Raw genomic sequence first — 25,050 nt, forward strand, 5'->3', positions numbered from 1 at the left:
TCAAATTTTAGCTAATAACCCCTTTGCAGAAAGGTCATTTAAGAATATTTGTTTTAAGATGGAATAACAATTAGCATATTATCAAAATAAATAAAATCGCCAAAACAATGTTGCAAGAATATTTTATACTCATATAAAGATTGAGAAAAGGTCGACTATCGACTATTTTTATCTATAGATTAGAATGGAGGGATATTACTTTATAGTATTTTTGGTAAGCGCTGCCATATTGGTTTTAGTGGAATAACTATTAAGCAATTTTTAAGTAGATATTCATTTTATGGAAGGGAATGGTAAACGTGTTTGAAAAACTATTTTCCAGATTAGAGGAACTATATCCCGAGTTAGTAGATTTTAGAAGGGACCTTCATATGTATCCGGAATTGTCACATAAAGAAATTAATACTCCGAAAAAGATTGCAGATTTTTTAAGCAATTTAGGGCTAGAAGTTAGAACTGAAGTTGGAGGTCGAGGCGTAGTTGGAATATTAAAAGGTGGCAAGCCTGGAAAAACAATCGCTTTACGTGCAGACTTTGATGCACTTCCAATTCAGGATCAAAAAGAGGTGGAATATAAATCTCGTATACCAGGTGTAATGCACGCATGTGGCCATGACCTACATACTGCTGGGTTGCTCGGTGTTGCAAAGGTTTTAAGTGAGAATCGTGAAGAATTAGAAGGAAGTGTTGTTTTTGTTCATCAATTTGCCGAAGAAGTAATTCCTGGCGGAGCTAAGTTCATGGTTGAGGATGGTTGCCTAGATGGTGTTGATGTTGTCTATGGTGCCCATGTTAGCTCAACTGACCCACTAGGCGTTGTTGGAGTCAGGGAAGGTAATGCAATGGCTAATGGAGATATGTTTGAAATAGAAATTACAGGAAAAGGAGGACATGCTGCTTCACCACATTTAGCAGTGGATCCTTTGGTCGTGGGAAGTCAATTACATTTAAACTTACAGCAAATTGTAAGTCGTCAAGTAAACCCTGTTAAACCTGCAGTTGTTACCGTAACCTCCATAAACGGTGGGGAGGGTTTTAACGTAATACCTGATAAAGTAAAACTTACTGGAACAGTAAGAACCTTTGATGAAGACGTACGTGACTGGATAGAAAGTTCTATTGGACAAATCGCTAATACAACTTGCAGTGGAATGGGGGCTTCCGTCAAATATAACTATGTCCGGGGTTATCCGGCAGTAAAAAACAATCCTAGGGAGACTGCTCGAGTTGAAAAAATTGCCAAAAGACTTTTTGGTGAAGAAAAAGTTCAGCAAATTCCGACACAAATGGGTATGGAGGACTTCGCTTATTATTTAAAGGAACTACCGGGTACATTTTTCTGGGTCGGGGGAGCTATGGAGAATAAGGAAGAGGTCTATCCACATCATCATCCGCGTTTTAATGTACAAGAAAAAGCAATTTTATATATCGGGAAATTATTTATCGCCACTGTTTTTGATTATTTATCAAAGGAAAAGAAAGAAGATTTATCAGAAGTAAATAGTTAGGTAGTGATAACCTACCTAACTATATCTGACTAAATCTACTGGAAATGAATTTTTAACCAGTATTAGTTTTTACCTATAAACACAAATAATAATTGAATTAGGAATAGAGGGGAGCGAAGTCGATTGCCAAAAGAAGTGAAAGAAATAGCCGGTTCTGTTTCACTTTGGATAATAGCATTTGCTGTTATATCCATTGTTATTTTTCAATGTATTATTTTTATGCGGATAGCTAAAAAAACTGCACCAGAAGTAGGTATGACCTCCATAGAGGTAAAAAAGGCAATTAAGACTGGGTTTATTAGTTCATTGGGTCCATCCTTTGGGATTGCGATTGTAATTATTTCACTAATTAAGTTGCTTGGCTCTCCAATAACCATGATGAGAATTGGTATCATTGGTTCTGCATCAACTGAAGCGGGAGCAGCTGAAGTGGGAGCCAAGGCATTTGGTGTTAGTTTAGGTAGTGATGCATTTATTGCAGAAGCTTTTACAACCGTGGTTTGGACAATGTGTGTAGGAGGTATGGGGTGGCTATTTTTTGCCTTCTTTTTCACAAAGTCCCTTGGAACCGTGCAGACAAAGTTAGCAAATAAAAACCCAAAAGCAATGGCCATAGTTTCTTCAGCAGCCATGATGGGTGCCTTCGGATATTTGGCAATTGAGAAAATGGTTATTAGTCTTAGTTACGCTGTTTCAGGTTTAGCGGGACTAATAATGATGTTCATCCTTTTGGGAATAGCTAAAAAAACTAATAAAGCATGGATAAAAGAATGGGCTTTGGGGATTGCAATGGTGGTTGGTATGGCCTGTGGGTACTGTGTTTCCTTTGTATGAATATGAATTGAGATAATTCATATTCAGTTATATAAACCTATTCTATAAATATTGGTTATCTGTAATTTTAGTCAAAATTTTGCCTTGACATGGGAGGAAAAAATAATGAATGTCAGTCCAGAAAAGATTAGTACAAAGAGAGTAGGTATAAAACATACAGATAGCATGAGTATATTTCATAATAAAGCACACTTTTGGGGACGTTTAACATTAATGGCAACTATTTTAGCCTCTTTATCGGCTCCGGTATATTTATCCTTCGTTATGGGTTTTCATCCAGGGTGGGGGCCAATAATTGCTGGAGTTATTGGCTATGCAGGATTTATTGGAGTGATGTGGGTTATAGAGCCGATTACGTATTATCCGATTTTGGGAATAGCAGGAACGTATTTGGCTTTCTTATCTGGAAATATTTCTAATCTTTGCCTTCCATGTTCTGCTGCTGCCCAAGAAGCGATAGGAGCTGAAATGGGATCCCGAAAGGCCGAAATTGCTGGAGTATTCGGAATCGCAATTGCTTGTTTAGTAAATACATTAGTTATTGTTTTCGTAATTTTAGGCGGATCGTATATTATTGAAATGTTACCACCAGTAGTTGAAGAGGCGTTTGATTTTGTTTTACCAGCAATTTTTGGTGCCGTCCTTGGTCAATTTGCTTTTAAAACACCTTTATACGGGGTAATTGGTCTTTTGATAGGGTTAGCTGTACTATTATCTCCGGTTTTTGGGCTTATCAAAATTGCTGTTTCAGTGGCAATTACTATAACCCTTATCCTTTATATCGAAAAGATGAAAGAAAAACGGGAAAATGCATAGATTAGGTAAAGATTTTTTAGTATTGGAATTTGGTTGAATTATAATGAATACTGAGTAGGTTTTTTTCTGTATCTCATAGAATATATGAAATACATGGACGTTAAGTGGATGAGAATTATCGGCCAAAATACAAACAGTTTGCAGATCTTTATAAACCTGAATTATTCATACTTCTAACCAAAAAGATAAATGAAGCTTAGCCCTGGGTTATTTTCGTAAAATAAGATGGAACCTTTCCAGAAATGGTTTGCTTAAACTAGAGATCCTTGAAAATCTCTAGTTTTTGGACATACGACTCCCTTGGTCTTACGATGGTTTTTTAAATGTGCTTAGAGAACAGCGGTATGGCCTCACTCTAATTGTAATCTTTGAATTCGCTGTAATACTTTCCAGAAAAACGATTGATACACAAAGCTGGAGGCTAATTTAAAGTAAAGAGATCGTCCTGACTTTACCAATTTACTGGCGACTTTAATGATTCTAGTTCGTATCGTTTGGATCCGCATGTTTTTCTGTTCTTCAGGAAAACAAAGCGTACGCATCCAATTCGTAAGGTTATAAGCTAACAAACTAAGCATCATTCTAACCTCATTGCATTCAAATTTATGGCTGCTCATGCGATCCAGGTTAAACCCATTTTTGGATTCCTTGATATAATTCTCCATCGTTCCTCTTTTCTGGTAGGAATGAACAATATCTTTAGGAGAGAAGACATCAGTCAGGTTCGTTACAAAGAAAGCGTGCGTGAAAAACAATTCACCGGCCGGACGAACGGATTGGATGATCACTTTTCTTGGCTTGGACCATGATTTTGCCTGATACTCGGCTTCTTCATAATAGATTTCCGATTTTGTCACATCGGTTGGAACAGTGGAAGGGTGCAGCTCATCGGCAAGTCGCTGCAAATTAGGATTGGATTTCAAACGAATCACATAATAAACCGATTCATCCTCGCACAGTTCATATAGGCCCGGGACGGCGAAGCCACTGTCACCGCGCAGAAACGGGATGGTTTCAGGAAACTGCTCATTGTAATGGTTGATAACAGGCTCGATAAAATCCACCACGCCATTGGAAGTATAGACATTGCCTGGGCGTAGTTTTGCTTTCAAAAAATCGCCGGTGATACCGTCAAAAGCAACTAAAGGATGAAATCCAATGGTTCCATAATGCGTATTGAATGTTGCATCCTCCTGATCGCCATATGTATCTGCATGAGTGGAATCCAAATCCAGAATAATCGACTTGGCATTTCTATATTGATGCACCTTGTCTAAAAGTTCCTGGTTTGCCTGGTTTAATTGTTCCATCGATTCATCATCAAATCGTGGGAAAAGCCGGGATAAACTTGGTTGGGAAGCTAAAGCATCTGTTCCTACAACCTGCGTAAAGACAGGATCATTCGTTAATTGATCAGCTGCGTCATCTTCGGCATATCCAGCAATGATTTGATACATCTTTTGGCGAAGTAACTGTTCATTGGAGTGAACATAGTAACGTCGATCATCTTTAAGCTTTAAATGCTTTGTCAGCGTTGAGAAGAAGCCAATCTTTTCATCGAACTCTCGGAATAAGAGTTCACCTGTATCGGATGAAAGTGCACCACCATCGTTAGATAATTTGATTTGGCGATTGAAATCTAGCGGTATTTGCGGTAAAGTAGCCAATATAAGAACCCCTTTCTGTTGGTTTTTGTTGGTACTTTAACTGTAACAGAAAATGGGTTCTTTTTTCATTTATTAGATGAATAAATGTTTTGGCTAAACCGACTGTCAGATAAGCATTTAAACTGTATTATAGAATTTCAGTGAATAATTCAGGATAAATTATTTACGTAATATCTATTTACGTAATATCGTAAATGACCCCTAGCTTAGTAGAAGTGAACCGAAAATGGACTACATAGTTTCCCGGATACTTAATTGCGGACGTTTTTTACCATACCCTGTTGCTTTTTCGAATGCTTTGCCGATACGGAGAACCTCATAGTCTGCTTTGTACGGTCCTACTATTTGCATCCCCATCGGGAGCCCATCAGTTGTAAAACCACTGGGGATTGATAAAGCGGGGTTTCCAAGGGCTGAAATATAATAACAAGAACGCATCCAGTCCAGGTATGTCTCCATTTTAACCCCATTAATTTCTGCTGGATATTCTATGTCAGCACTAAATGGAGGAACTTGACTAACTGGTAGTATGAGTGCATCATACTTTTTGAAAAATTCCCTAGCTTTATGATATAATTTATAACGCAATTTCTCAGCACGACCAATATCTATACCTTTTAGTTCCCTTCCTTTGTTAAAATTCCAGATAAAGCTTTCCTTCATGAAACTTTGATATTTATCGAATAGTTCAGCATAGGACATTTCGAATTCCCAGGCTCTGAAGACATGGAAAACTTCATCAGCCTCTGATAAATCAGGATAGTCCTCCTCTACTTGGCACCCTAGATCTTCAAAAACCTTTACCTGTTCCTGAACATTTTTTATTACCGAAGAATCTACAGGAAATAATCCTCCTAGATCTGTCGTCCATGCGATACGTAAGCCGGTGATATCATCATCAAATGGTTTTAAAAATTTTTCTCCAGTTTCTTCTATTGAAATAGGCGAACGGTTGTCATAACCGGCTATAATTGACATCATAAATGATGCATCTACAACACTTCGGGCGATTGGTCCTTGAACCCCTAATGTAGAGAAAAGAGCTGGTTTTGGATAGGCAGGTACCCGTCCTGGTGAAGTTCTCATTCCTACCACATTATTAAAAGCTGCTGGATAACGGCAAGATCCGCCCATATCACTTCCATCCGCGAAAGGAATCATTCCGCTAGTAACAGCTGCTGCAGCACCTCCACTGCTTCCTCCTACAGTACGATTAAGATTGTAGGGGTTCCTCGTAACGCCAAAAACCTCATTAAATGTATGCGCCCCGGCTGCAAATTCAGGAGTATTAGTTTTACCAATAACTATGGCACCGGCAGCTTTTAATCGTTCAACTATAAGATCATCACTATTTGCAAAATTATCACGGAGCGGATAAAATCCTTTAGTGGTTGGAAAGCCCTTTGCATTATGTGTATCTTTAATAGCAATTGGTAAACCATGGAGTGGCCCTATTGTTTCGCCGGTAGCAATTTTCTTATCAGCAGCATCTGCTTCTCTGAGTGCCCTTTCTTCATTAAGGGAAACGATCGCATTAACTTGTGGATTAATTCGATTAATTTGTTCCAAGTGTTCCTCAATAACCTCTCGCACAGTGAATTCACGTTTTCGTATAGATTCAGCAAGTTCATGTGCCGTTTGAAAACATAAATGAGTACTATTATCCAATTTAAAACTCCCCCTCTCTAAGATTAAAAACTTAAAGATTCATGCGGTCGACAGACGACCAAAAAGTATATATAATGATATTGTATAGAACTATTCTGACATTTGCAACTAGTTTTTGTTAAATGAATAGGTTTATTTTTAAGGTTTACGTATTTAATAGTCCATAAAAACTCAAACACGGTATTTATTGCGATTACAGCCTCGGTATACTATAATAAAAGAACAAATGTGTTGGTTAGGCAGGTGGTAAAATATGGACGGTAAACAATCTACACCAAATATTTCCCTATCACATATAATAGCTGAGGAGATTACACATCAAATTATTTCCGGCAAATTAAAACCGGGAGAGAAGGTTAGTGAGTATGATTTTGCCGAGAATTTTGGGACGAGTAGAGCGCCGGTGCGTGAAGCTATATTTTTGCTGACAGTGGAAGGCTTAGTAGAGAGAATTCCGCGAAAAGGCGCGGTTGTAAAAGGTTATACAAAAGAAGAAATTAAGGATATTTGTGAAATCCGGACAATCTTGGAAGATCTTGCAATGAAAAGAATCAAAGCACATGGCGTTGACCATGAAATTCTTAAACAGATTAAAAATTTAATATCCCTAATGACCATGGCTACCGAAGATCAGACAGAATACACTCGTCTTAATCAGGAACTTCATAGGTGTATAATCAAAATGAGTCAAAGTAATGTAATTAATGATATGTATTGGAAATTAGGAAGGCCATTACTCGCATTACAACGGATTTCTTTCTTAGAAGAAAAACATATTAAAAAATCATTAGAAGAGCATAAATTAATTTTTGAATTATTATCCGAGAACTCAATAGACGCTGCCAATGTAATACTAGAGAAACATAATTTAGACGTGATAACGAGAATAATGTAGTGTATTTATTTTAATCCCTCATTTTAAAGCTTTCCAAATTAAAAAATCTGGAAGGTTTTTTTATTTAGCTAATTCTATTTTAGCAATAATTTAAATAAACCCCACAAACTTATACCTCTTACAACTGAAAAATTCTTAAGGTTTGAAATTTCCGATTGAAATAATAATTTCGAAGGTGTATAATACATAAAAAGGTCGACTGTCGACTTAATGCTGAGGAGGGGTAGAATGAAGGTAACAATTAGTCGGTTTGAAACTGAGGGGAAAATTACGCTTCAAGAAAGTGGCGGACTGGCAATTGTAACAATGCACCGTCCAAAATTGAAAAATGCAATGACAAATGGTATGTGGCTAGAATTATCTGAAGTAGCTAAGCAAATTGTTAAGAATCCTAAAAATAAGGTTGTTCTTTTAAAAGGAAATAAAGGACAATTTACTGCAGGATCAGATATTAAGCAATTTAGCCAACTATCGATTAATGAGGCAAATGATGCTTTTAAATCAATGGAAGAGGCTATATCATCGTTTGAGAAATTGCCTTTGCCAACAATTGCTCTTATTAATGGACCTGCAATGGGGGCAGGCTTTGAATTAGCTCTTGCATGCGACCTTCGAATAGGTACGAAAGATATAAAAATGGGAATGCCTGTCGGTCGACTGGGAATTACATTAAATAAACAATTTGTAAATAGAATAATAAATTTTATTGGCAAAAGCAGAACTTTGGATTTGGTATATACCGGAAGACTTATTGATGCTAATGAAGGTTTACAGTGGGGGTTACTAAACTACTTAATAGCGGAGGATAAGGATATTGTACATTATGGCTTAACAATAGCCCAAAAAATAATGGAACAATCTCCAGCTTCATTACTTGCAGTTAAGCGGTCAGCCGCCTATTCTTTACCAAACTATTCTATACCATGGGATTCTGAAGTAAGTAAAAGTGTAGATCCTTACGATTTTCCTGAAGGGGTTCAGGCCTTTTTAGAAAAAAGAAAACCAAATTTTAAAAGGAGAGTTTAGTATGATGCTGCCATTAGAAGGAATTAAAGTGATTGACCTAACTCGAATCTTAAGTGGACCGTTTTGTACGATGACCTTAGCCGACTTAGGTGCTGATGTTATTAAAATTGAAAGGCCTTCCGGTGATGATACAAGACAGTGGGGACCGCCTTTTGTAGAAGATGAGAGCGCTTATTTCCTTAGTGTCAACCGAAATAAAAAAAGTGTAGTTCTTGATTTAAAAAAAGAAAAAGGAAAGGAAATTTTAAAAGATTTAATTAAAGACGCAGATGTAGTTGTAGAAAATTTCCGACCAGGGACTATGGATAAACTTGGAATCGGGTATGAGGAATTAAAGAAAATAAATCCGCGAATTATCCTTGCATCTATCTCGGGTTTTGGACAAAGTGGTTCATACGCTCAAAAGCCCGGTTACGATGTGTTAGCCCAAGGAATGGGAGGTTTAATGTCGGTTACTGGTGACCCGAGTGGAACTCCAGTAAAAGCTGGGTATTCTGTTGCAGATATAGGTGCAGGCATGTGGGCTATTATTGGAATTTTAACATCGTTATGGGAGAGACAACGATCGGGAGAAGGACAATGGATCGATGCCGCATTGCTAGATACAATGATATCTTGGCAAACTTATCTTGCAGGTAACTATTTTGCAACAGATAAGAATCCCAAACCATTAGGGGGAGCCCATCCTAATATTGTCCCATATCAAGTATTTAATGCTTCGGACGGTTACTTTGTTCTAGCGGTTGGTAATGACAGTCTTTGGGACAAATTTGTTGAGACCATGAAAATGGAAAGTCTAAGAGAACCGAAATTCAAAACAAACCCTGACCGTATAAAAAATAGGGAGTTACTTATTTCAATTTTGAACGATGTATTTATCACAAGGACGAAAAATGAATGGGTCGAACTATTTGAATACTCCGGAATACCATGTGGACCAGTAAACAATTTTTCGGACATATTAAACGATCATCATGTAAAAGAAAGAGAGATGGTAGTTGAAACGAATCATCCAACACTAGGATTACTTCGTCAGTTGGGCATACCAGTGAAACTATCTAGAACACCTGGAAAAATAACGAGTACCCCGCCGGAGCAAGGAGAGCATAGTGAGGAAATACTAAAACGAATTGGTTATAACGAAGAACAAATTCAATCGTTTATAGAAGAAGGTGTTACTTCCATACCGGAGAAAAACTCTAGCACAGTTTAACTTATAAATGCGTGGTCTAACTCCCCTGTTTTTGGAAGTTACAGTCCTATCATGTTATGTGTAAAGTTACTGTAGTTTTATTTTTTTCTAATAACCTTACGTAAAGGGTGGAAAAATTTTTATGGAAATATTTGCTTTAACCGGTCCAAGTGGCACGGGTAAAAGTACGAGTGCATTGTCTTATGCATATGAAAAAGATATTCCAGCAATTATAGATGATGGATTGTTGATTTTTCATGGCAAAAGGGTATCCGGAACATCAGCCAAATTCGAGAAAAATATGATTACTGCAGTGAAACGTGCAACATTTTATTTTGGGGATCATGCTGAGGAAATTAAGAGGGCAATACAGTTCTATAAAATTGACAAAATCTTAATAATAGGAACCTCTACCAAAATGGTGAACTTAATTGCTTTAAAACTTCAGCTTGGTAAAATTGATCATTATATTGAGGTTAAGGATATTCGTAAACCAAGTGAAATTAGTTTAGCGAAGTTTACTAGAAATACTAAAGGGGACCACTTAATGCCGATACCCTATCTGCAGGTTGAGCAAAGTTTTTTTAAGAAAATAATAAAAAGAGGAGTTAAAATTTTTTCACCCAAAAGAGAGGTTGTTGGAGAAACAACCATTGTTCGTCCGAATTTTCATAAAGACTCTTTAATTATTAGTGACAAGGTTTTTAAAAATATTGTTCTGAATGTTTGCTTCTCTTATGCTGAGGTTGCCTCATGTGATAAGGTTTTGATTGAATTAGAAAATTCACCCGTTATTAATGTAGAATTAAAACTTTACTACTTAAAAACTATTGATAACATGATAGGTACCATTAAAAAAATTCAGCAAGGTATCAGCCGAAGCTTCAATACTCATCTAGGGTTAGAATTAGATTCTATTGACGTCTGTATAACTAAGTTGGTTTAAAAAATGCGTTCTATTTTAAAACTTTGTCATGTCTTTTTTTCTCTTTTGTACGTTTAATAAGCCACCCTTCGTACCAAAAGAAATAGTGTATGACTTTTAGCATTTAGACCATCCATATAATTATCGGAAAAATAAGAGGTAGGTGAAGGTGATATGGGTCTTGAAATTAAGAAAATAAATCCGCAAGAAAAAACTAAAAAAAGAAAGAAAATTGCAATGCCAGATGTATTTGTAATTATTTTTTGCTTTTTACTGTTAGCGTTTCTTTCCTCTTATATTCTTCCTTCAGGTACGTATGAAAGGATAGAAAAAGATGGTATTACACAGGTAGTCCCCGGTAGTTTTCATTATGTTGATGCAGAATCGATTTCTATTTTGGATATATTTTCATCTATTCCACAGGGGCTTATTGATTCGGCAGGCATAGTATTTTTGATTTTAATAGTTGGTGGAATAGTTGCCGTTATTGAATCAACCGGTGCGATAGATGCAGGTATACATAGCCTTATTCAGAAAACAAATGGGAACTATAATGTATTGATTCTCACTTTTTGCACGATATTTGCTGTGATTTCATCAGTAGGCATTACAGTTAACGGAGTTATTGCGTTTGTGCCAATTGGACTTGTGATTGCTCGTTCTTTAAAATTAGATCCCATGGTAGCTGTGGCGATGGTTTTTCTAGGCGCATATGCAGGTTGGGCTGGAGGTGTATTTGACCCAACTGTTACAGTACTTGGACAACAGATAGCAGAGCTTCCGTTATTTTCCGGGTACATGTTTCGTATCTGTATATTTGTAGTTTTTGTAACTATTACTATTTTGTATATTTGCTCATATGCTAAGAAAATAAGGAAGAGCCCAGAGAAAAGTTTGGTGGGGATAAATCCGTTTTCTCAATTATCATTAGAGGAAGAAGGAAGTCAGCAAGAGGAAAAGTTTACTATTCAACATACGATAATCATTCTTTTGTTCTTCTCAACTATAGGGTTTTACCTTTTTGGCGTATTTAATTTTGATTGGTCAATTAATGAGCTTTCGGCAATATTTATTTTGCTTGGTGTAGTTATCGCTTTGATTAGTAAGATTACACCTAACCAATTTGTTGATCGATTTATGAAAGGTGCTATTAGGGTCATATACGGCGCATTAATAGTCGGGATGGCTCGTGCAGTTGTTATATTATTGGAAGATGGTCAGATTATAGATACAATTGTTAATGGTGTATCTTCATCATTAGGTGGCTTTTCACCGTTAGTATCAATGCAACTTCTTTATGTGTTTAATTTTATATTTAATGGGCTAATTACTTCGGGGACGGGACAGGCTGCAATTGTTATGCCACTTATGGTACCTATAGGGGATATGTTGGATGTTACAAGGCAAGCAACATTTATAACATTTAAATTAGGGGATGCTGTCACAAATATTTTTACACCATTAAGTGGAACATTAATGGCATGCCTGGCGATCGCAAAAGTACCATTTGGAAAATGGATGAAATTTGCTTTTCCATTATTAATTATGTGGATAATAGCTGGAGCTATTTTTGTAGCTATAGCAGTTTTAACAAATTATGGACCATATTAAAATATAATATTCATTCCAAAATTGTAAGCAGATATTTCTTTATCTTCCCCCTAAAGGAAAAATTTATTGCCATGATAGTGTTCTGTTTTCTAATAACGAGTTTTTGAGAAATTAAAAGAAAATAAACAAATTATGGAGCCATTTTTAATAATTATTTGAGAGTGAGGGATTAAGGATGAGCATGCTAAATATTGAAAAATATATTAATGAAAAAAGAGAGGAGTACTTAGGTTTATTATTTACGCTGTTAAAACAAAAAAGCATCAGTGCACAAAATATTGGTATGGAAGAGTGTTCAACAATGTTAATGGAAATTTTGGAGGACATTGGAATGGAAACAAAATTGATTTCCACTGAAGGCTATCCAGTGGTTTATGGAGAAAAGATAAATAACAAAAATGACTTTACTTTACTAATCTACGGTCATTATGACGTACAACCACCTGACCCTTTGGATGAATGGAAAACTCCGCCTTTTGAGCCGACAGTAAAAGACGGTAAAATATTTTGCCGCGGGGCGGGAGATAATAAAGGCCAATTAATGGCACAATTACTTGCAATTAAAACTTACCAAGATGTTGTAGGAGATCTTCCTATAAATATTAAAGTGGCTATAGAAGGCGAGGAGGAATGTGGGAGTGTTAATCTGGCAAAATTTGTTGAGGATAACAAGGTATTACTCAGATCTGATTTAGTCTATGTATCGGATGGGCCAATGCACGATAGCGGTGCACCTGTCGTATTACTTGGTGTAAGAGGAATGCTGTTTATAGAACTCGTAGCTAAAGGTGCAAAATGGGATAATCATTCGGGAAATAAAGGAAATATTGTTCCAAATCCTGCGTGGAAATTAGTTCAACTTTTAAATACAATGAGAGATTATAGTGGAAAAATTTTGATTGATGGGTTTTATGATGACCTACTTAAACCTACTGAACAGGAATTGGAATTAATTTCGACATTACCTTTTAACGCTCAAGATTTAGCCGAACAAATTGGTTATAGAGATTTTAATATGACCAAAGAAGAATATTATAAAAAATTAACATTAGAACCGACATTTAATATTGCAGGCTTCCATAGTGGTTACGACGGTGAAGGTGCTAAAACAATTATACCATCGGTAGCCAAAGTGAAAATTGATTTTCGTCTAGTAGTAGAGCAAGATCCCGAAGATATTTTTAATAAGCTCGTAGAGCATGTTAATAAATTTGCACCAGAAGTAGAAGTAAAAAGATATGGTTCCATGAAACCTTCTCGTACACCTTCCGACTTAAATGAAGTTAAAATAGTAAAAAAAGCAGTAGAAAAATCATATAAACAAAAGCCTATATTACAACCAAGTTTAGGTGGAAGTTTGCCTGACTATGTATGGACTGAAATTTTAGGGGTACCTTCTGTTATAGTTCCGTACGCAAATTATGATGAAGCAAATCATTCTCCAAATGAAAATTTAAATGTTGATAATTTCTTCGATGGAATTTTGTGCACTTGTCATGTTATTAAGGAGTTAGGTAATGCTTATTCTTAGAATTCCAACAAATACAGCTAATCATGAACGACATAATAAATATAAAGTGCTTATGTATCACATAACTACAATTAACGCTCCCTTTTGTCTGAATATTTTGTTTATACGGAGAGAAACTCGGAGCCTTTTAGTGGAGGTTAAAACTTGTTAAAAATAGACAATGAACTTGAAAAACTAAAGCCAAGTATTCTTAACCATCTAAAAACAATTGTTGATATAAACAGTAACTCCGAAAATGTAAACGGGAACAATGAAATACTAATATTTATTAAAAATGAACTAATCAACATGGGTTTTTATGTTGAAATCATCAATCAACATTCAGTTGGTGCGACATTAGTGGCTCGTAATTATTCAGAACTTCATGATGAAGAGCAGGCGATTTTATTATTGGGGCATTCTGATACCGTGTTTCCGGATGATGATACAGACTCATGGGCGTTTACTACAGCTTTTGGCAAATGTTATGGGCCAGGTGTACTGGACATGAAAGGTGGTTTATCACAAATTATTTTTGCCCTCAAAATACTGAAGGCTACAAATAATACATACAAACCGGTTAAGATCATCATAGCAAGTGACGAAGAAAACGGGCATTTGCATTCGGATTTTACAAACATTTTAAAACAGTATTCCACCGATGTGAAGTGTACCTTATGTTGTGAATCTGGTCGGCCAGATGGTGCGTTCGTTATTGGTCGAAAGGGTGTCGGCCGAATGGATATTTTATCTGAGGGCATTGAAGCTCACGCGGGATATGAGTTGGACAATGGTGTAAATGCAATTCTCAACCTAACCAGCCTTATTGAACATATACAAAGGAATAAGGTTCATCTTTCAAAAGAAAAGCAGCATTTTAATTTAGGAAAACTCAATGGAGGAACCGAAGTAAATGTCGTACCTGGTCATGCAAAGGCCGAATTTGATGTTCGCTTTTTTACAGAACAAGATTTTACGTCTTTGGTTAATTGGGTCAAAAAGAATATTGAACAATGTACTGCCGATAAACCTGATGCTAATTTTTCTATGAATTCAGTTATAGAGTACCCTGCAATGGAAGTGAATGAAAAGAACATGGCATTGTTCCATAATGTTGCAACTATTATGGAGGGGGCAGGAATGGAACAACCAAGGTATGTTTTCGTTTCAGGCGGTGCGGATTCTTCATATATCTCATCTTTTCAAATTCCAGTGATTTGTGCTTTTGGACCTGCTGGTAACTTTAATCACACAAAAAGAGAGTTTATTTATGTTGATAGCTTATTTGAGCGGATTAAGTTGCTCGCTTTATGTATCACACAATTATAGACAAGCAATCGGAAAATTACAGGTAAATTGCATTGCTGGATTAAAAAATGTAACCTTTAAAACTGAACATTATAGGGGGGGAAGAATCATGAGACTCATCACAAATATTATGGTTAATTTTGTAAAAAAATATTTACCTAGTCCTTTTGTGTTAGCTATTATCCTAACAATATTCGTTTTTTTGATGGGAGTTATATTTAATCACAGTACACCCGTACAAATGACCGTTTACTGGGGGGATGGGGTTTTTGAGCTACTTACGTTTACAATGCAAATGATTTTGCTCATGATTACAGGGTACGCCCTCGCAACGTCCAAACCGTTTGTGAAACTTTTAAAAAAGATGTGTAGTATTCCCAACAACCCTATTCAGGCAATTTTCTTCGCTTCGATGATTACAATGATTTTAACTTATTTTAATTGGGGGCTAGGTTTAATCTGTGCCGGACTTATTGCCAGGGAACTTTCGATACAACTTAATGGAAAGGGGCTTCATTTTCCACTATTAGTTGCTTCTACATATAGTAGTGCAATGATTATTGGAATTGGTTCTGCAGCAACGCTTATTGTTGCTACCAAGGGCCATTTTTTAGAGGAAATCATTGGCGTTGTTCCACTAACAGATACAGTGTTTAGGCCTTGGAGTGTAACCGTAACACTTGTTTTGTTTTTTGTTATACCTTTAGTATATGTGTTCATGCGGCCACCGAAGGGGCAAGCATTTGAACCTGATCCTAGTGTATTAGACATTGAAGATGAGGTTGCTACTGTAAGTGAAGCCCAAAAACCTGTGTTATCTGAAAAAATGGAACATAGTCAAATATTCACGATTGTTGTCGCACTTCTTGGTGGAGGGTATATGATTCACTACTTCATAACCGAGGGAGTAAACATGAGTCTCAATGCTCTTATAATGTTGTTTATAACTCTCGGAATGATTGCCCATCGTACACCTGCACAATATATGTCTGCTATTCAAAAAGCAGTCACAACAACTGCTGGAATTGCACTCCTTTTCCCGTTTTATTCAGGTATTATGGGAATGCTTACAAAATCAGGAATGACCGAAGCAATTACAAACTTCTGGCTTTCACATGCAACTGCTGAAACGTTACCACTCATTTCTTTTCTTAGTGCAGGACTTGTGAATATTTTTATTCCTTCAGGTGGTGGACAATGGATTGTACAGGGTCCATTGATGGTACCGGCCGCGCTTGAATTAGGTGTAGAACCAGCAAAAGTTGTACTTGCGGTTGCTTGGGGCGATTTATGGACAAACAATATTCAGCCCTTTTGGATTTTACCGATATTGGCGATAGCTCGTTTAGGAATCCGTGATGTTATGGGTTATTGCGTAGTTATATCACTTGTAATGGGTGCTCTACTAAGCGTATTCTTTCTTTTTATTTAAATAAATAATAATTATGTAACGGAGGGATTTTTTATGATTTTTGATGCACATGCACATTTGGATGTTTCGGAGATAAGAGGATGGTATGATACTGCAGATCGATTGATCAAAGTAATGGATAGTGTAGGAATAGAAAAATCCGTTGTAAGTGCGTATCGCGATTGTCCAAGTCCAGAAATTGAGTCACCCATGGAATTTTTAAGTTCGGAAGTGAAAAAATATCCTGAACGACTATACCCATTTATACGCCTGAATCCTCGTTTTGATGATCAAACGATAGAGATCCTTGATATAGCGATACAGAAACATAATTTTCGCGGAGTGAAGCTTCATCCATCAAGTTATAATCTTTACCCCGGTGGAGAACCTACCGTAAAAATTTTTAGAAGGGCAGCTAAGTATGATGTACCTATTCTCGTACACTGTGCTGATGAAGGTAATTCGATGCCGCTCGAATTTTTATCATGTATTGAACAATCACCTGAAACAAAAGTAATTTTAGCTCATTCTGGAGGATTTTTTCACTTAAAGGATGCTATTCGTGTTTGTAAACAATACGAAAACGTTTATATGGACACATGTGAATCACCATTTGTTGATGGTATAAAAAAAGCTATTGATGAAATTGGACCTGATCGTATTCTATTCGGTACCGACAATCCGATTGATAATCCATATTTTGAAATAGAGAAGGTGAAACAGGCGAATTTGGGTAAGGAAATTGAGGAAAAAATATTTTATTCCAATATTGCTAGTCTATTAAAGGAAGAAGCATAAAATAATTTTAGAGAAGGAGAGAGAATGTTATGATTATAGATTCCCATGTAAAGATCGGAAACAGTTTCAATGGAAGAAGTCTCCATATTGATGATTATCTAGTTCTGATGGAAGAAAATAATATTGATATTGCAATGCTTACCGCAAATAAGCCTATAAGCTATCAGGTAGAGGATGGTAATGAGATATTGCTGGATATTGTAAAACAATATCCTGATCGATTTACTGCTACTGTTCGTGTAGATCCATGGAGACAAAAAGAATCTATTAATGAATTAGATCGGTTATTCAGTCATAATGAATTTAAAGCGATTTATTTCAATCCATGGGAAGAAAATTATATGTGTAATGATGATATCGTTATCCCTTTCCTAGAATACGCGGAAAAATATCGAAAACCCATTATTATAGAAGCTGGCTTTCCCTGGGTATCACATATATCAAAAATTGCAGATCTTGCAAGAAGATATCCATCTGTTAATATAAAAGCAACAAACGCCGGTCAACTTGATCTCAGCGGTATTACTTTAAACCAGGTTCAATACTTAATGGAACGGCATAAAAATTTATATTTAGGAACTTCATCTGCTGTAGCTGTTGACTGGCTCACAAACATGATTACTGAAAGTGGGCGTGGTCGCGTTCTATTCGAAACAAATGCTCCATTTACAGATGTTTATATGGAGATTTACAGGATTGCACATAATTATGCTGATGATAAATTAAAGGAGGATGTTTTTCAATTAAATTATTTTTCTTTTTTAGGTTAGACAATAGAGTAAAACAAATAAAAGAAGAGATCTATTCATCGTAGGTTAGTGTTCGCAGCTTTGTTAAATATAGGTAGTAGTTTAGTCAACGACAATGGCGTGGCTACCCATTGTTAGCTAAACGCAAGACCTTTAGCCAGTATATAAATTATGTAGCTCATTCACCATCCATCCATGCGGGAAGAAAGGGAAGATGCTGGCTGGTGTACTTATTTTTCAGCCATTTTAGTTGGCCAAAAACAGGTTAGATCATTCGAATGTTGCAGGGTAAAAGCAAGATTGGGTCTGATGGAAATCTTGATGAAGTTGAAAAAATATATTAAAACCAATGTAAACTTGCTCTGAATTGGACTTTTGTTTGATGTTTAAATTTTAAGCAATATTAATTGTTTCTTTTATTCATCGTATACCGGGATAAAATCTGAGTTCCAAAGGATAAATAGTATATGTCGTAGAATTCACAATATGAATAAGAAAGTTATTTATCCATTTATTTCAAAAGTGTAGGGGGATTAAAATGATTATTTATGGAGTTGCATTATTAGCGATTTGTATGTTAGCAGGAACGTTAATTGGAGAATGGTTAGGGATTGCTATAGGATTAGATGTGAATGTCGGTGGTGTTGGTATAGCGATGTTAATACTAGTCGTTTTAGTTAACTCTCTAAAACAAAGGGGAAAATTAGATAAAGATTCTCAAAAGGGTCTTTCATTTTGGGGGGGAATGTATATTCCTATCGTGGTAGCGATGGCAGCTCAACAAAATGTGGCAGGTGCCATAAAGGGCGGACCAATGGCTATTTTGGCAGGTGTGGTCACTGTGATAATATGTTTTGCAGCTGTACCAATATTAAGTAATATTGGAAAGGGAAAAGGTAGCATAGAGTCATTCGATAATGAAAAAATAGATGCGGGAGGATTTAAATAATGTTAGATTCGTTTACAGAAGTATTAAATGAAAATGGCCTCATAACCGGCTTTGCAATTGTTGGTATAACCATGCTGATTTCCTATATATTATCTGATAAGTTAACAAAAGGAAGATTGAATGGGTCGGCCATTGCAATTATTATTGGTTTAATTTTGGCTTATTTGGGTGGTATATCAACCGGGGGCGAAAAAGGATTAGCTGATATACAAATGTTTTCTGGTATAGGATTAATGGGTGGTGGTATGTTACGTGATTTTGCAATCGTAGCAACGGCATTTGAAGCTGATTTCAGGGAATTAAAGAACGCTGGTTGGGCAGGAGTGATCTCTCTTTTTGCGGGTTTAATTATATCCTTTATTATTGGTGTAGTTATTGCATTAACCTTTGGTTATACGGATCCCGTAGATCTAACAACAATTGGCGCAGGGACTGCTACATACATTGTCGGCCCCGTGACCGGTACAGCAATAGGGGCAAGCTCTGAGGTCATTGCGTTAAGTGTAGCTGCTGGGTTAGTTAAATCTGTATTGACAATGATTGGCACTCCATTAGTTGCTAAATACATTTCTTTAGATAATCCTCGTACCGCTTTAGTATTTGGAGGCTTAATGGGAACTACTAGTGGTGTAAGTGCGGGTCTTGCTGCAACAGATATTAAATTAGTTCCATATGGTGCAATGACCGCGACATTCTTTACCGGGTTAGGTGTACTCTTATGCCCTTCTGTTTTATTTATAGCAACCAAGGCCATTTTTGGTTAGCTCTTCACCAAAATCTATGTCTGCCATTTGATGGGATATATGGTAATAAAACCAAATAAATGAAAAAACACTCATACCCCTGCTATAGTGAAAGTGCACAAACAAACCAAAATAGCGGGGTGAAATCTTTCTACTCACCACGCAAACAACTAAAACGTCACCATCGACAACTGGAAATACGCTATGACGACTTATCAGCAGAGTATCAAGCTATAGTCCAAACTATTGTAAATTATGACGATCGATTAAAAGCCGTATACAACTGGAAAGAGGCCTTCATTGACTGGTATACCTCAAGCACGAATGCCAAACAAGCTGAACTGACCTTGAAACAATGGTATCAACAGGGACATCGCATTACTCATACAGTTGAGTCCTGCATCAAGACGATTCAAAACTGGGAAACAGAAATAATCAATTATCATCGTTTGCGCTTTACCAATGCCGTCGTAGAGGGACGCCATAACAAAATAAAGGCTTTACAACGGCGTCATTTTTTCACGCGTAATCGAAATGTCTATGAAAATCGCATCTTAGTTGAGTGTAATTGGACTTACATGCAAGGAATAGCCTAATATGGTCAACCATAGGTTTTGGTGATGAGCCAGAATATACGATGAAAATTAATTTTGCATGTTTTTAGCGATTGTTTTTGGACCCATGTATATAATCTCCCCCGACCTAGAGAAATATCATTAACCGTAGTAGACTGGTTATCTCCCAATTAATATTTCAATATCATTGCTCTCAATCTGTTCAGCTATATCACTACCAACAGGCCTGTCGGTAATAATTTTATCAATTTGATCCAAGCTGGCAAAAACAGCACTCGAATTCTTTTCAATTTTCGAGGAATCAATTAATGCTATTACTTTTTCCGCTTTTATCACAATTGCTTTTTTCAATTGAACTTCATACAAATTGAAATCAGTCAACCCATTGTCGACCGAAAAACCGTTAGCCGAGGTGAACATCAGATCAATATTTATGTAATCAAGTATACTTAACCCAAGGGTACCTTCAATGGAAGATGATCCCTTTGTAACCAAACCACCAATCTGAATAACGGTAATATCAGGATTGTGATTAAGCTCCATAGCACACTGGAGGCCTGTTGTCACAACGGTTAGTCGGATAGGCTGTGTTTTGATATAGCGGGCCATTTCTAATGCGGTGGAACTTGCATCAAGCAGAATGCATTGTTTTTCTTCAATCAATTCAAATGCTTTTTTGGCAATTTGCATTTTTTCCTTTTTATTTTTCTTTTCCCGTACACTAAAGCTGGTCTCATTATCGTTATCCGTATTTAATACTGCACCGCCGTGAGTTCTGGTTAATAGTCCGTCTGCCTCCATCTTGTTGAGATCAGTTCTTAGTGTGGCTTCCGATACACCGATTTCCCCAGCTAATTCCTTGACCGTGGCACGTTTTTGGTCGTTTAGAAATTGTATGATTTTATCTCGTCGTTCACTCGCAAACATCTTCATGATCTTCACCCTTAATTTTCTTTTACTAATGATAATAGTATGCCATTTATCAACATTTATCAATATATCTCTCTGCATATTTTTAAATTCCCCGCATCGATAGGTTGTTTTATAAAAGGATATGAAAATATTTAAAAATATTATTGACAAATTGAAAACAAATGATAAAATTAGACTATAATTTGATAGCGATTACATAACATTGAAACTATAATCCTTCATCAGTTATGTCATCGCCTTCAATTAAAAAATATTCAGGGTATGGAACTTAGGTTATTCTTACAAACCATAGAAGGGGAGAATGAGGATGAGTCAAACAGTAGAAGAAAAACAGGTGGTATCTCGGGAGATTCCGGAAACGATGAATGCTGTAGTGGCCTACGCTCCAGAGGATTATAGGTTTGAGGAAGTGAAAACTCCAAAACTGGAAAACGATCAAGAGATTATTATAAAGGTAGAAGCGTGCGGAATTTGTGCAGGAGATATTAAAGCATATGGTGGGGCACCTAGCTTCTGGGGGGATGAAAAACAACCACCATATATAAAAGCGCCAATGATTCCAGGTCATGAATTCATTGGGAGAATTGTACAAAAAGGGGGTGCAGTTACAGATTTTGAAATTGGTGACCGGGTCATTTCCGAACAAATTGTACCTTGCTGGGATTGCCGTTTTTGTAATCGAGGGCAATATTGGATGTGCGAAAAACATGATTTGTACGGTTTTCAAAACAATGTAAACGGTGGCATGGCAGAATATATGAAATTCACCAAGGAAGCAATCAATTATAAAGTTCCAGAAGATTTACCACTAGAAAAAGCTATTTTAATAGAACCATACGCTTGCAGTCTACATGCAGTACAAAGAGCTAACGTCCAACTTGGTGATGTTGTTGTTTTATCCGGTGCAGGAACGCTTGGTTTGGGAATGGTAGGAGCCTTGAAGAAATCCGGCCCTAAGAAGTTAATTGTATTGGATTTGAAAGAGGAACGCCTGGAACTGGCGAAGAAATTCGGAGCGGATCTTGTTTTAAATCCTAGTAAAGTGGACGTGGAAAAAGAAATCAAAGAAATGACCGACGGCTATGGTTGCGATGTTTATATCGAAGCTACTGGTCATCCGAAATCGGTTGAACAAGGCTTGCAAATGATTCGTAAATTGGGCCGTTTTGTAGAATTTAGTGTGTTTGGTGAGCCGGTAACAGTAGACTGGAGTATTATCAGCGATCGGAAAGAGTTGGATCTTTTAGGATCACACTTGGGGCCGTACTGCTACCCGCTCGTTATTGAGGGCATCAAGAACGGGGACTTTCCGACAGAAGGTGTTGTGACACACAAGCTTCCTCTCGAGCAATTTGAAGAGGGTTTCGATTTAATGAAGAAGGGTGAAAACTCTTTAAAAATTGTTTTACAGCCATAATGATATAGAAGTACGGAAGGGAAATGTGCTTTCTCTTCCGGACAATTTACTTATAAGGTAGGTGGAACTACGTGCTGAATAGTGAAAATTTTCTGGATAGGATTGGGATTACCAGTAAAATCTCGTGGGGTTTTTTAGGTGTTCTAATTTTCATGATGGGGGATGGGCTTGAATTAGCTTTTATTTCGCCTTATCTGGTCGATCAGGGCCTATCAGTGACACATGTTTCCGCATTGGTTACCGGATATGGGATAATGATTGCGGTTGCTTCCTGGTTTTCCGGTGTATTGATTGACATGTTCGGGGCTAGAAAAGTCATGCTTTGGGGCTTGATTGCCTATATTGTTGGCCATTCAGCATTTGTCGGTTTCGGGGTTAGCAATTTAGATTATATAATAATGCTTCCGACGTATATGATGCGTGGAATTGGTTATCCACTGTTTGCTTATGGTTTTTTGGTCTGGATTACCTATAGGACGCCACAAAAACGGCTTGGTAAAGCTGTTGGCTGGTTCTGGTTCGTTTTCTCAGGAGGGATGAATGTCCTTGGAGCTGGCTTTTCTAAATGGGCAGTCGAACATCTTGGGTATATTAATACATTATGGTCATCAATTTTTTGGGTATTGCTCGGTGCGCTGTTTGCTTTGGTGTTTAATCGTGACAAGCTGGAAAGAGTATCCACGTCCAAAGGTATTGATCAGGTCAAGGAGCTGGCTCGTGGTATAACGATTGTCATAAGGGAACCAAAAGTAGGCGTTGCTGGTATTGTTCGTGTTATCAACCAGGCTGCCCAATATGCCTTTCCGGTATTTTTGCCGACATACCTGGCAGCATACGGTATACCAACGACAACGTGGTTAGGTATCTGGAGTGCAATCTTCCTCTCTAATATTGCTTTTAACCTAATTTTCGGTGTCGTTGGTGATAAGTTAGGTTGGCGTAATACGATTATGTGGATTGGCGGTGTTGGTTGTGGTGTGTTTACGCTATTGCTCTACTATACACCACAAATCATCGGCGGTAACCTGACTGTCATGACTATAGTGGGTATTTTATGGGGTGCTTGCCTGGCGGGTTATGTGCCGATTTCCGCGCTGGTTCCTTCCCTTGTTAAAGAAGAAAAAGGTGCAGCCATGTCAATTCTGAACTTGGGCGCCGGTCTATGTGTCTTTGTTGGCCCGGCCATAGTGACAGTGTTTTATGGGCTTGTCGGTGCGGTCGGTGTAACCTGGATTTTAAGCGGCCTATATTTTGCAAGCACGATTATGATGATTTGGGTTAAATTACCAAATAACGCAAAAACCCTGGATGATATCGGTAAGAGTGAAGCGGTTGTTGCAGATTAAGACAAAATAAGTTTGAAAGACGATCAAACAGTCCCGTGGCTTGGATGCAGGGGGACTGGCTCGTGTTTGAGGTTTGTTATTTTTCAATAGAGTAGGAAAAGAAACAGAAGTAAAGGGAGTGGAGCAAGATGAAAAAGTTAATAAACAATCCTGTAGATGTTGTAGAAGAAATGGTTGAAGGATATGTAATGGCGCATTCTGATTATATCAATCAATTACCGACAAATAAACGATCATTGGTTATTAATAAAAAAACGAGGGATGGGAAGGTTGGTATCCTCATTGGCGGTGGATCCGGTCACGAACCAGCGTTTATGGGATATGTTGGCAATGGCATGGCAGACGGTGTTGCAGTGGGTAATATCTTTGCCTCCCCTTCCCCGGATCCTATCTTGGAAGTTACCAAGGCAATTGATAAAGGAGCAGGGGTTGTTTTTCTTTATGGAAATTATGCTGGTGATGTGATGAATTTTGGCATGGCAGCGGAATCAGCTGATTTGGAAGAAGATATTGAGGTCGGTATGGCTTTGACGACTGATGATGTTGCCTCGGCCCCAAAAGAAGAAAAGGAAAAACGTCGCGGAATTGCTGGTGAATTCTTCGTTTATAAAGCTGCGGGTGCTGCAGCTGATTTTGGTTATCATTTAGAAGATGTTGTTCGGATAGCAAAGAAGGCAAATGAAAATACACGTTCAATGGGCGTAGGTTTGAACCCTTGTTCACTGCCGCAAACTGGCGAACCAAGCTTTGACATCGCGGACGATGAGATGGAAATTGGTTTAGGGCATCATGGTGAACCAGGCATCGAAAAAGGTAAATTGGAATCAGCCGATCGTGTTGCAGAACGGTTGGTACATGATATTTTAGCAGATGTCGATTTAACCAAAGACGATGAAGTTGCAGTACTTGTTAACGGGTTAGGATCTACACCGAGAATGGAATTGTATATCGTTTATCGTCGCGTTCAGCAACTCCTTGATGAATTGGGTATAACAATTTATCGCTCTTATGTTGGTGATTATATCACTTCATTGGAAATGGGTGGCTGTTCCGTAACCATCATGAAGTTGGATGATGAGTTGAAAAAGTGTATTGATCATCCAGTTGATTGTCCGATGTTTGTTCAAAAATAAGAGGGGTTCCAAAACAGTTTAATCTAAATTATTTAA

General features: G+C 37.3%; 22 protein-coding genes. 19 read left to right on the forward strand and 3 right to left on the reverse strand.

Annotated features, from left to right (window positions below; translation table 11 throughout):
- The first annotated feature begins 299 nt into the window (after nucleotides 1-299).
- The 3 genes from O2S85_RS04460 (at nucleotide 300) to O2S85_RS04470 (ending at nucleotide 3,158) form a co-directional block, all read left to right on the forward strand.
- Complete coding sequence (locus O2S85_RS04460) at nucleotides 300-1,508, forward strand: M20 metallopeptidase family protein (RefSeq protein WP_269412469.1); 1,209 nt, start codon at nucleotides 300-302, stop codon at nucleotides 1,506-1,508.
- Nucleotides 1,509-1,631: 123 nt separating this feature from the next.
- Entirely contained in the window at nucleotides 1,632-2,342 is a 711-nt protein-coding gene (locus tag O2S85_RS04465) for a DUF5058 family protein (protein WP_269411510.1), read from the forward strand.
- 51 nt (nucleotides 2,343-2,393) lie between these two features.
- Nucleotides 2,394-3,158: a small-conductance mechanosensitive channel gene (locus tag O2S85_RS04470; protein WP_269411511.1), complete on the forward strand. Its 765-nt coding sequence runs from the start codon at nucleotides 2,394-2,396 to the stop codon at nucleotides 3,156-3,158.
- A 350-nt stretch (nucleotides 3,159-3,508) separates the two neighbouring features.
- On the opposite strand, the gene O2S85_RS04475 is transcribed toward O2S85_RS04470, so the two are convergent.
- Both O2S85_RS04475 and O2S85_RS04480 read right to left on the reverse strand, forming a co-directional pair.
- Nucleotides 3,509-4,825 (reverse strand): IS1380 family transposase, encoded by a 1,317-nt coding sequence (locus tag O2S85_RS04475; RefSeq protein ID WP_269410923.1) that lies wholly within the window; start codon nucleotides 4,823-4,825, stop codon nucleotides 3,509-3,511.
- A 231-nt stretch (nucleotides 4,826-5,056) separates the two neighbouring features.
- Nucleotides 5,057-6,493 carry an amidase gene (locus O2S85_RS04480; protein ID WP_269411512.1) on the reverse strand — a complete coding sequence of 479 codons (1,437 nt, stop codon included), beginning with the start codon at nucleotides 6,491-6,493 and terminating at the stop codon, nucleotides 5,057-5,059.
- A 253-nt stretch (nucleotides 6,494-6,746) separates the two neighbouring features.
- On the opposite strand from O2S85_RS04480, the gene O2S85_RS04485 reads away from it, so the two are divergent.
- From O2S85_RS04485 to O2S85_RS04545, 13 genes are all read left to right on the forward strand, one after another.
- Nucleotides 6,747-7,388 carry a GntR family transcriptional regulator gene (locus O2S85_RS04485; RefSeq protein ID WP_269411513.1) on the forward strand — a complete coding sequence of 214 codons (642 nt, stop codon included), beginning with the start codon at nucleotides 6,747-6,749 and terminating at the stop codon, nucleotides 7,386-7,388.
- Between the two features lie 228 nt (nucleotides 7,389-7,616).
- Nucleotides 7,617-8,414 (forward strand): enoyl-CoA hydratase/isomerase family protein, encoded by a 798-nt coding sequence (locus tag O2S85_RS04490; RefSeq protein WP_269411514.1) that lies wholly within the window; start codon nucleotides 7,617-7,619, stop codon nucleotides 8,412-8,414.
- Nucleotide 8,415: 1 nt separating this feature from the next.
- Nucleotides 8,416-9,627 (forward strand): CaiB/BaiF CoA transferase family protein, encoded by a 1,212-nt coding sequence (locus O2S85_RS04495; RefSeq protein ID WP_269411515.1) that lies wholly within the window; start codon nucleotides 8,416-8,418, stop codon nucleotides 9,625-9,627.
- A 121-nt stretch (nucleotides 9,628-9,748) separates the two neighbouring features.
- The gene (locus tag O2S85_RS04500) at nucleotides 9,749-10,552 is read left to right on the forward strand and encodes a hypothetical protein (RefSeq protein WP_269411516.1); all 804 of its coding nucleotides are present in this window, start codon (nucleotides 9,749-9,751) and stop codon (nucleotides 10,550-10,552) included.
- A 153-nt stretch (nucleotides 10,553-10,705) separates the two neighbouring features.
- Complete coding sequence (locus O2S85_RS04505; RefSeq protein ID WP_269411517.1) at nucleotides 10,706-12,142, forward strand: YfcC family protein; 1,437 nt, start codon at nucleotides 10,706-10,708, stop codon at nucleotides 12,140-12,142.
- A 175-nt stretch (nucleotides 12,143-12,317) separates the two neighbouring features.
- A complete protein-coding gene (locus tag O2S85_RS04510; RefSeq protein ID WP_269411518.1) occupies nucleotides 12,318-13,673 on the forward strand; it encodes a M20/M25/M40 family metallo-hydrolase in 1,356 nt (451 codons plus the stop codon).
- A 144-nt stretch (nucleotides 13,674-13,817) separates the two neighbouring features.
- The gene (locus tag O2S85_RS04515; RefSeq protein WP_269411519.1) at nucleotides 13,818-14,981 is read left to right on the forward strand and encodes a M20/M25/M40 family metallo-hydrolase; all 1,164 of its coding nucleotides are present in this window, start codon (nucleotides 13,818-13,820) and stop codon (nucleotides 14,979-14,981) included.
- Nucleotides 14,982-15,069: 88 nt separating this feature from the next.
- A complete protein-coding gene (locus O2S85_RS04520; protein ID WP_269411520.1) occupies nucleotides 15,070-16,392 on the forward strand; it encodes a short-chain fatty acid transporter in 1,323 nt (440 codons plus the stop codon).
- Nucleotides 16,393-16,425: 33 nt separating this feature from the next.
- Nucleotides 16,426-17,169, forward strand: coding sequence for an amidohydrolase family protein (locus O2S85_RS04525; protein WP_269411521.1), 744 nt, complete (start codon nucleotides 16,426-16,428; stop codon nucleotides 17,167-17,169).
- A 29-nt stretch (nucleotides 17,170-17,198) separates the two neighbouring features.
- Nucleotides 17,199-17,939 carry an amidohydrolase family protein gene (locus O2S85_RS04530; protein WP_269411522.1) on the forward strand — a complete coding sequence of 247 codons (741 nt, stop codon included), beginning with the start codon at nucleotides 17,199-17,201 and terminating at the stop codon, nucleotides 17,937-17,939.
- A gap of 517 nt (nucleotides 17,940-18,456) precedes the next feature.
- On the forward strand, nucleotides 18,457-18,867 hold the full coding sequence (gene madL, locus O2S85_RS04535; protein WP_269411523.1) for a malonate transporter subunit MadL: 411 nt from the start codon (nucleotides 18,457-18,459) through the stop codon (nucleotides 18,865-18,867).
- Nucleotides 18,867-19,631, forward strand: coding sequence for a malonate transporter subunit MadM (gene madM, locus O2S85_RS04540; protein ID WP_269411524.1), 765 nt, complete (start codon nucleotides 18,867-18,869; stop codon nucleotides 19,629-19,631). The genes madL and madM overlap by 1 nt, the downstream gene beginning before the upstream one ends.
- Before the next feature lie 59 nt (nucleotides 19,632-19,690).
- Entirely contained in the window at nucleotides 19,691-20,206 is a 516-nt protein-coding gene (locus O2S85_RS04545; protein ID WP_269411525.1) for a transposase, read from the forward strand.
- Nucleotides 20,207-20,344: 138 nt separating this feature from the next.
- On the opposite strand, the gene O2S85_RS04550 is transcribed toward O2S85_RS04545, so the two are convergent.
- Nucleotides 20,345-21,118, reverse strand: coding sequence for a DeoR/GlpR family DNA-binding transcription regulator (locus O2S85_RS04550; protein ID WP_269411526.1), 774 nt, complete (start codon nucleotides 21,116-21,118; stop codon nucleotides 20,345-20,347).
- A 307-nt stretch (nucleotides 21,119-21,425) separates the two neighbouring features.
- Here O2S85_RS04550 and O2S85_RS04555 point away from each other — a divergent pair, with 307 nt between their 5' ends.
- The 3 genes from O2S85_RS04555 (at nucleotide 21,426) to O2S85_RS04565 (ending at nucleotide 25,014) form a co-directional block, all read left to right on the forward strand.
- Complete coding sequence (locus O2S85_RS04555; protein ID WP_269411527.1) at nucleotides 21,426-22,535, forward strand: MDR/zinc-dependent alcohol dehydrogenase-like family protein; 1,110 nt, start codon at nucleotides 21,426-21,428, stop codon at nucleotides 22,533-22,535.
- Nucleotides 22,536-22,606: 71 nt separating this feature from the next.
- Complete coding sequence (locus tag O2S85_RS04560; RefSeq protein WP_439649431.1) at nucleotides 22,607-23,881, forward strand: MFS transporter; 1,275 nt, start codon at nucleotides 22,607-22,609, stop codon at nucleotides 23,879-23,881.
- 128 nt (nucleotides 23,882-24,009) lie between these two features.
- Complete coding sequence (locus O2S85_RS04565) at nucleotides 24,010-25,014, forward strand: dihydroxyacetone kinase subunit DhaK (RefSeq protein WP_269411528.1); 1,005 nt, start codon at nucleotides 24,010-24,012, stop codon at nucleotides 25,012-25,014.
- The last annotated feature ends 36 nt before the right edge of the window (nucleotides 25,015-25,050 follow it).

Origin of the sequence: Lentibacillus daqui (assembly GCF_027186265.1) — a bacterium.
Taxonomy (GTDB): domain Bacteria; phylum Bacillota; class Bacilli; order Bacillales; family Amphibacillaceae; genus Lentibacillus_C; species Lentibacillus_C daqui.

Coding starts and splice junctions, on each gene's coding strand:
- O2S85_RS04485 (WP_269411513.1), top strand. CDS start 6,747: ATGGACGGTAAACAATCTACACCAAATATTTCCCTATCACATATAATA.
- O2S85_RS04490 (WP_269411514.1), top strand. CDS start 7,617: ATGAAGGTAACAATTAGTCGGTTTGAAACTGAGGGGAAAATTACGCTT.
- O2S85_RS04495 (WP_269411515.1), top strand. CDS start 8,416: ATGATGCTGCCATTAGAAGGAATTAAAGTGATTGACCTAACTCGAATC.
- O2S85_RS04500 (WP_269411516.1), top strand. CDS start 9,749: ATGGAAATATTTGCTTTAACCGGTCCAAGTGGCACGGGTAAAAGTACG.
- O2S85_RS04505 (WP_269411517.1), top strand. CDS start 10,706: ATGGGTCTTGAAATTAAGAAAATAAATCCGCAAGAAAAAACTAAAAAA.
- O2S85_RS04510 (WP_269411518.1), top strand. CDS start 12,318: ATGAGCATGCTAAATATTGAAAAATATATTAATGAAAAAAGAGAGGAG.
- O2S85_RS04520 (WP_269411520.1), top strand. CDS start 15,070: ATGAGACTCATCACAAATATTATGGTTAATTTTGTAAAAAAATATTTA.
- O2S85_RS04525 (WP_269411521.1), top strand. CDS start 16,426: ATGATTTTTGATGCACATGCACATTTGGATGTTTCGGAGATAAGAGGA.
- O2S85_RS04530 (WP_269411522.1), top strand. CDS start 17,199: ATGATTATAGATTCCCATGTAAAGATCGGAAACAGTTTCAATGGAAGA.
- madL (WP_269411523.1), top strand. CDS start 18,457: ATGATTATTTATGGAGTTGCATTATTAGCGATTTGTATGTTAGCAGGA.
- madM (WP_269411524.1), top strand. CDS start 18,867: ATGTTAGATTCGTTTACAGAAGTATTAAATGAAAATGGCCTCATAACC.
- O2S85_RS04545 (WP_269411525.1), top strand. CDS start 19,691: ATGAAAAAACACTCATACCCCTGCTATAGTGAAAGTGCACAAACAAAC.
- O2S85_RS04550 (WP_269411526.1), bottom strand. CDS start 21,118: ATGAAGATGTTTGCGAGTGAACGACGAGATAAAATCATACAATTTCTA.
- O2S85_RS04555 (WP_269411527.1), top strand. CDS start 21,426: ATGAGTCAAACAGTAGAAGAAAAACAGGTGGTATCTCGGGAGATTCCG.
- O2S85_RS04565 (WP_269411528.1), top strand. CDS start 24,010: ATGAAAAAGTTAATAAACAATCCTGTAGATGTTGTAGAAGAAATGGTT.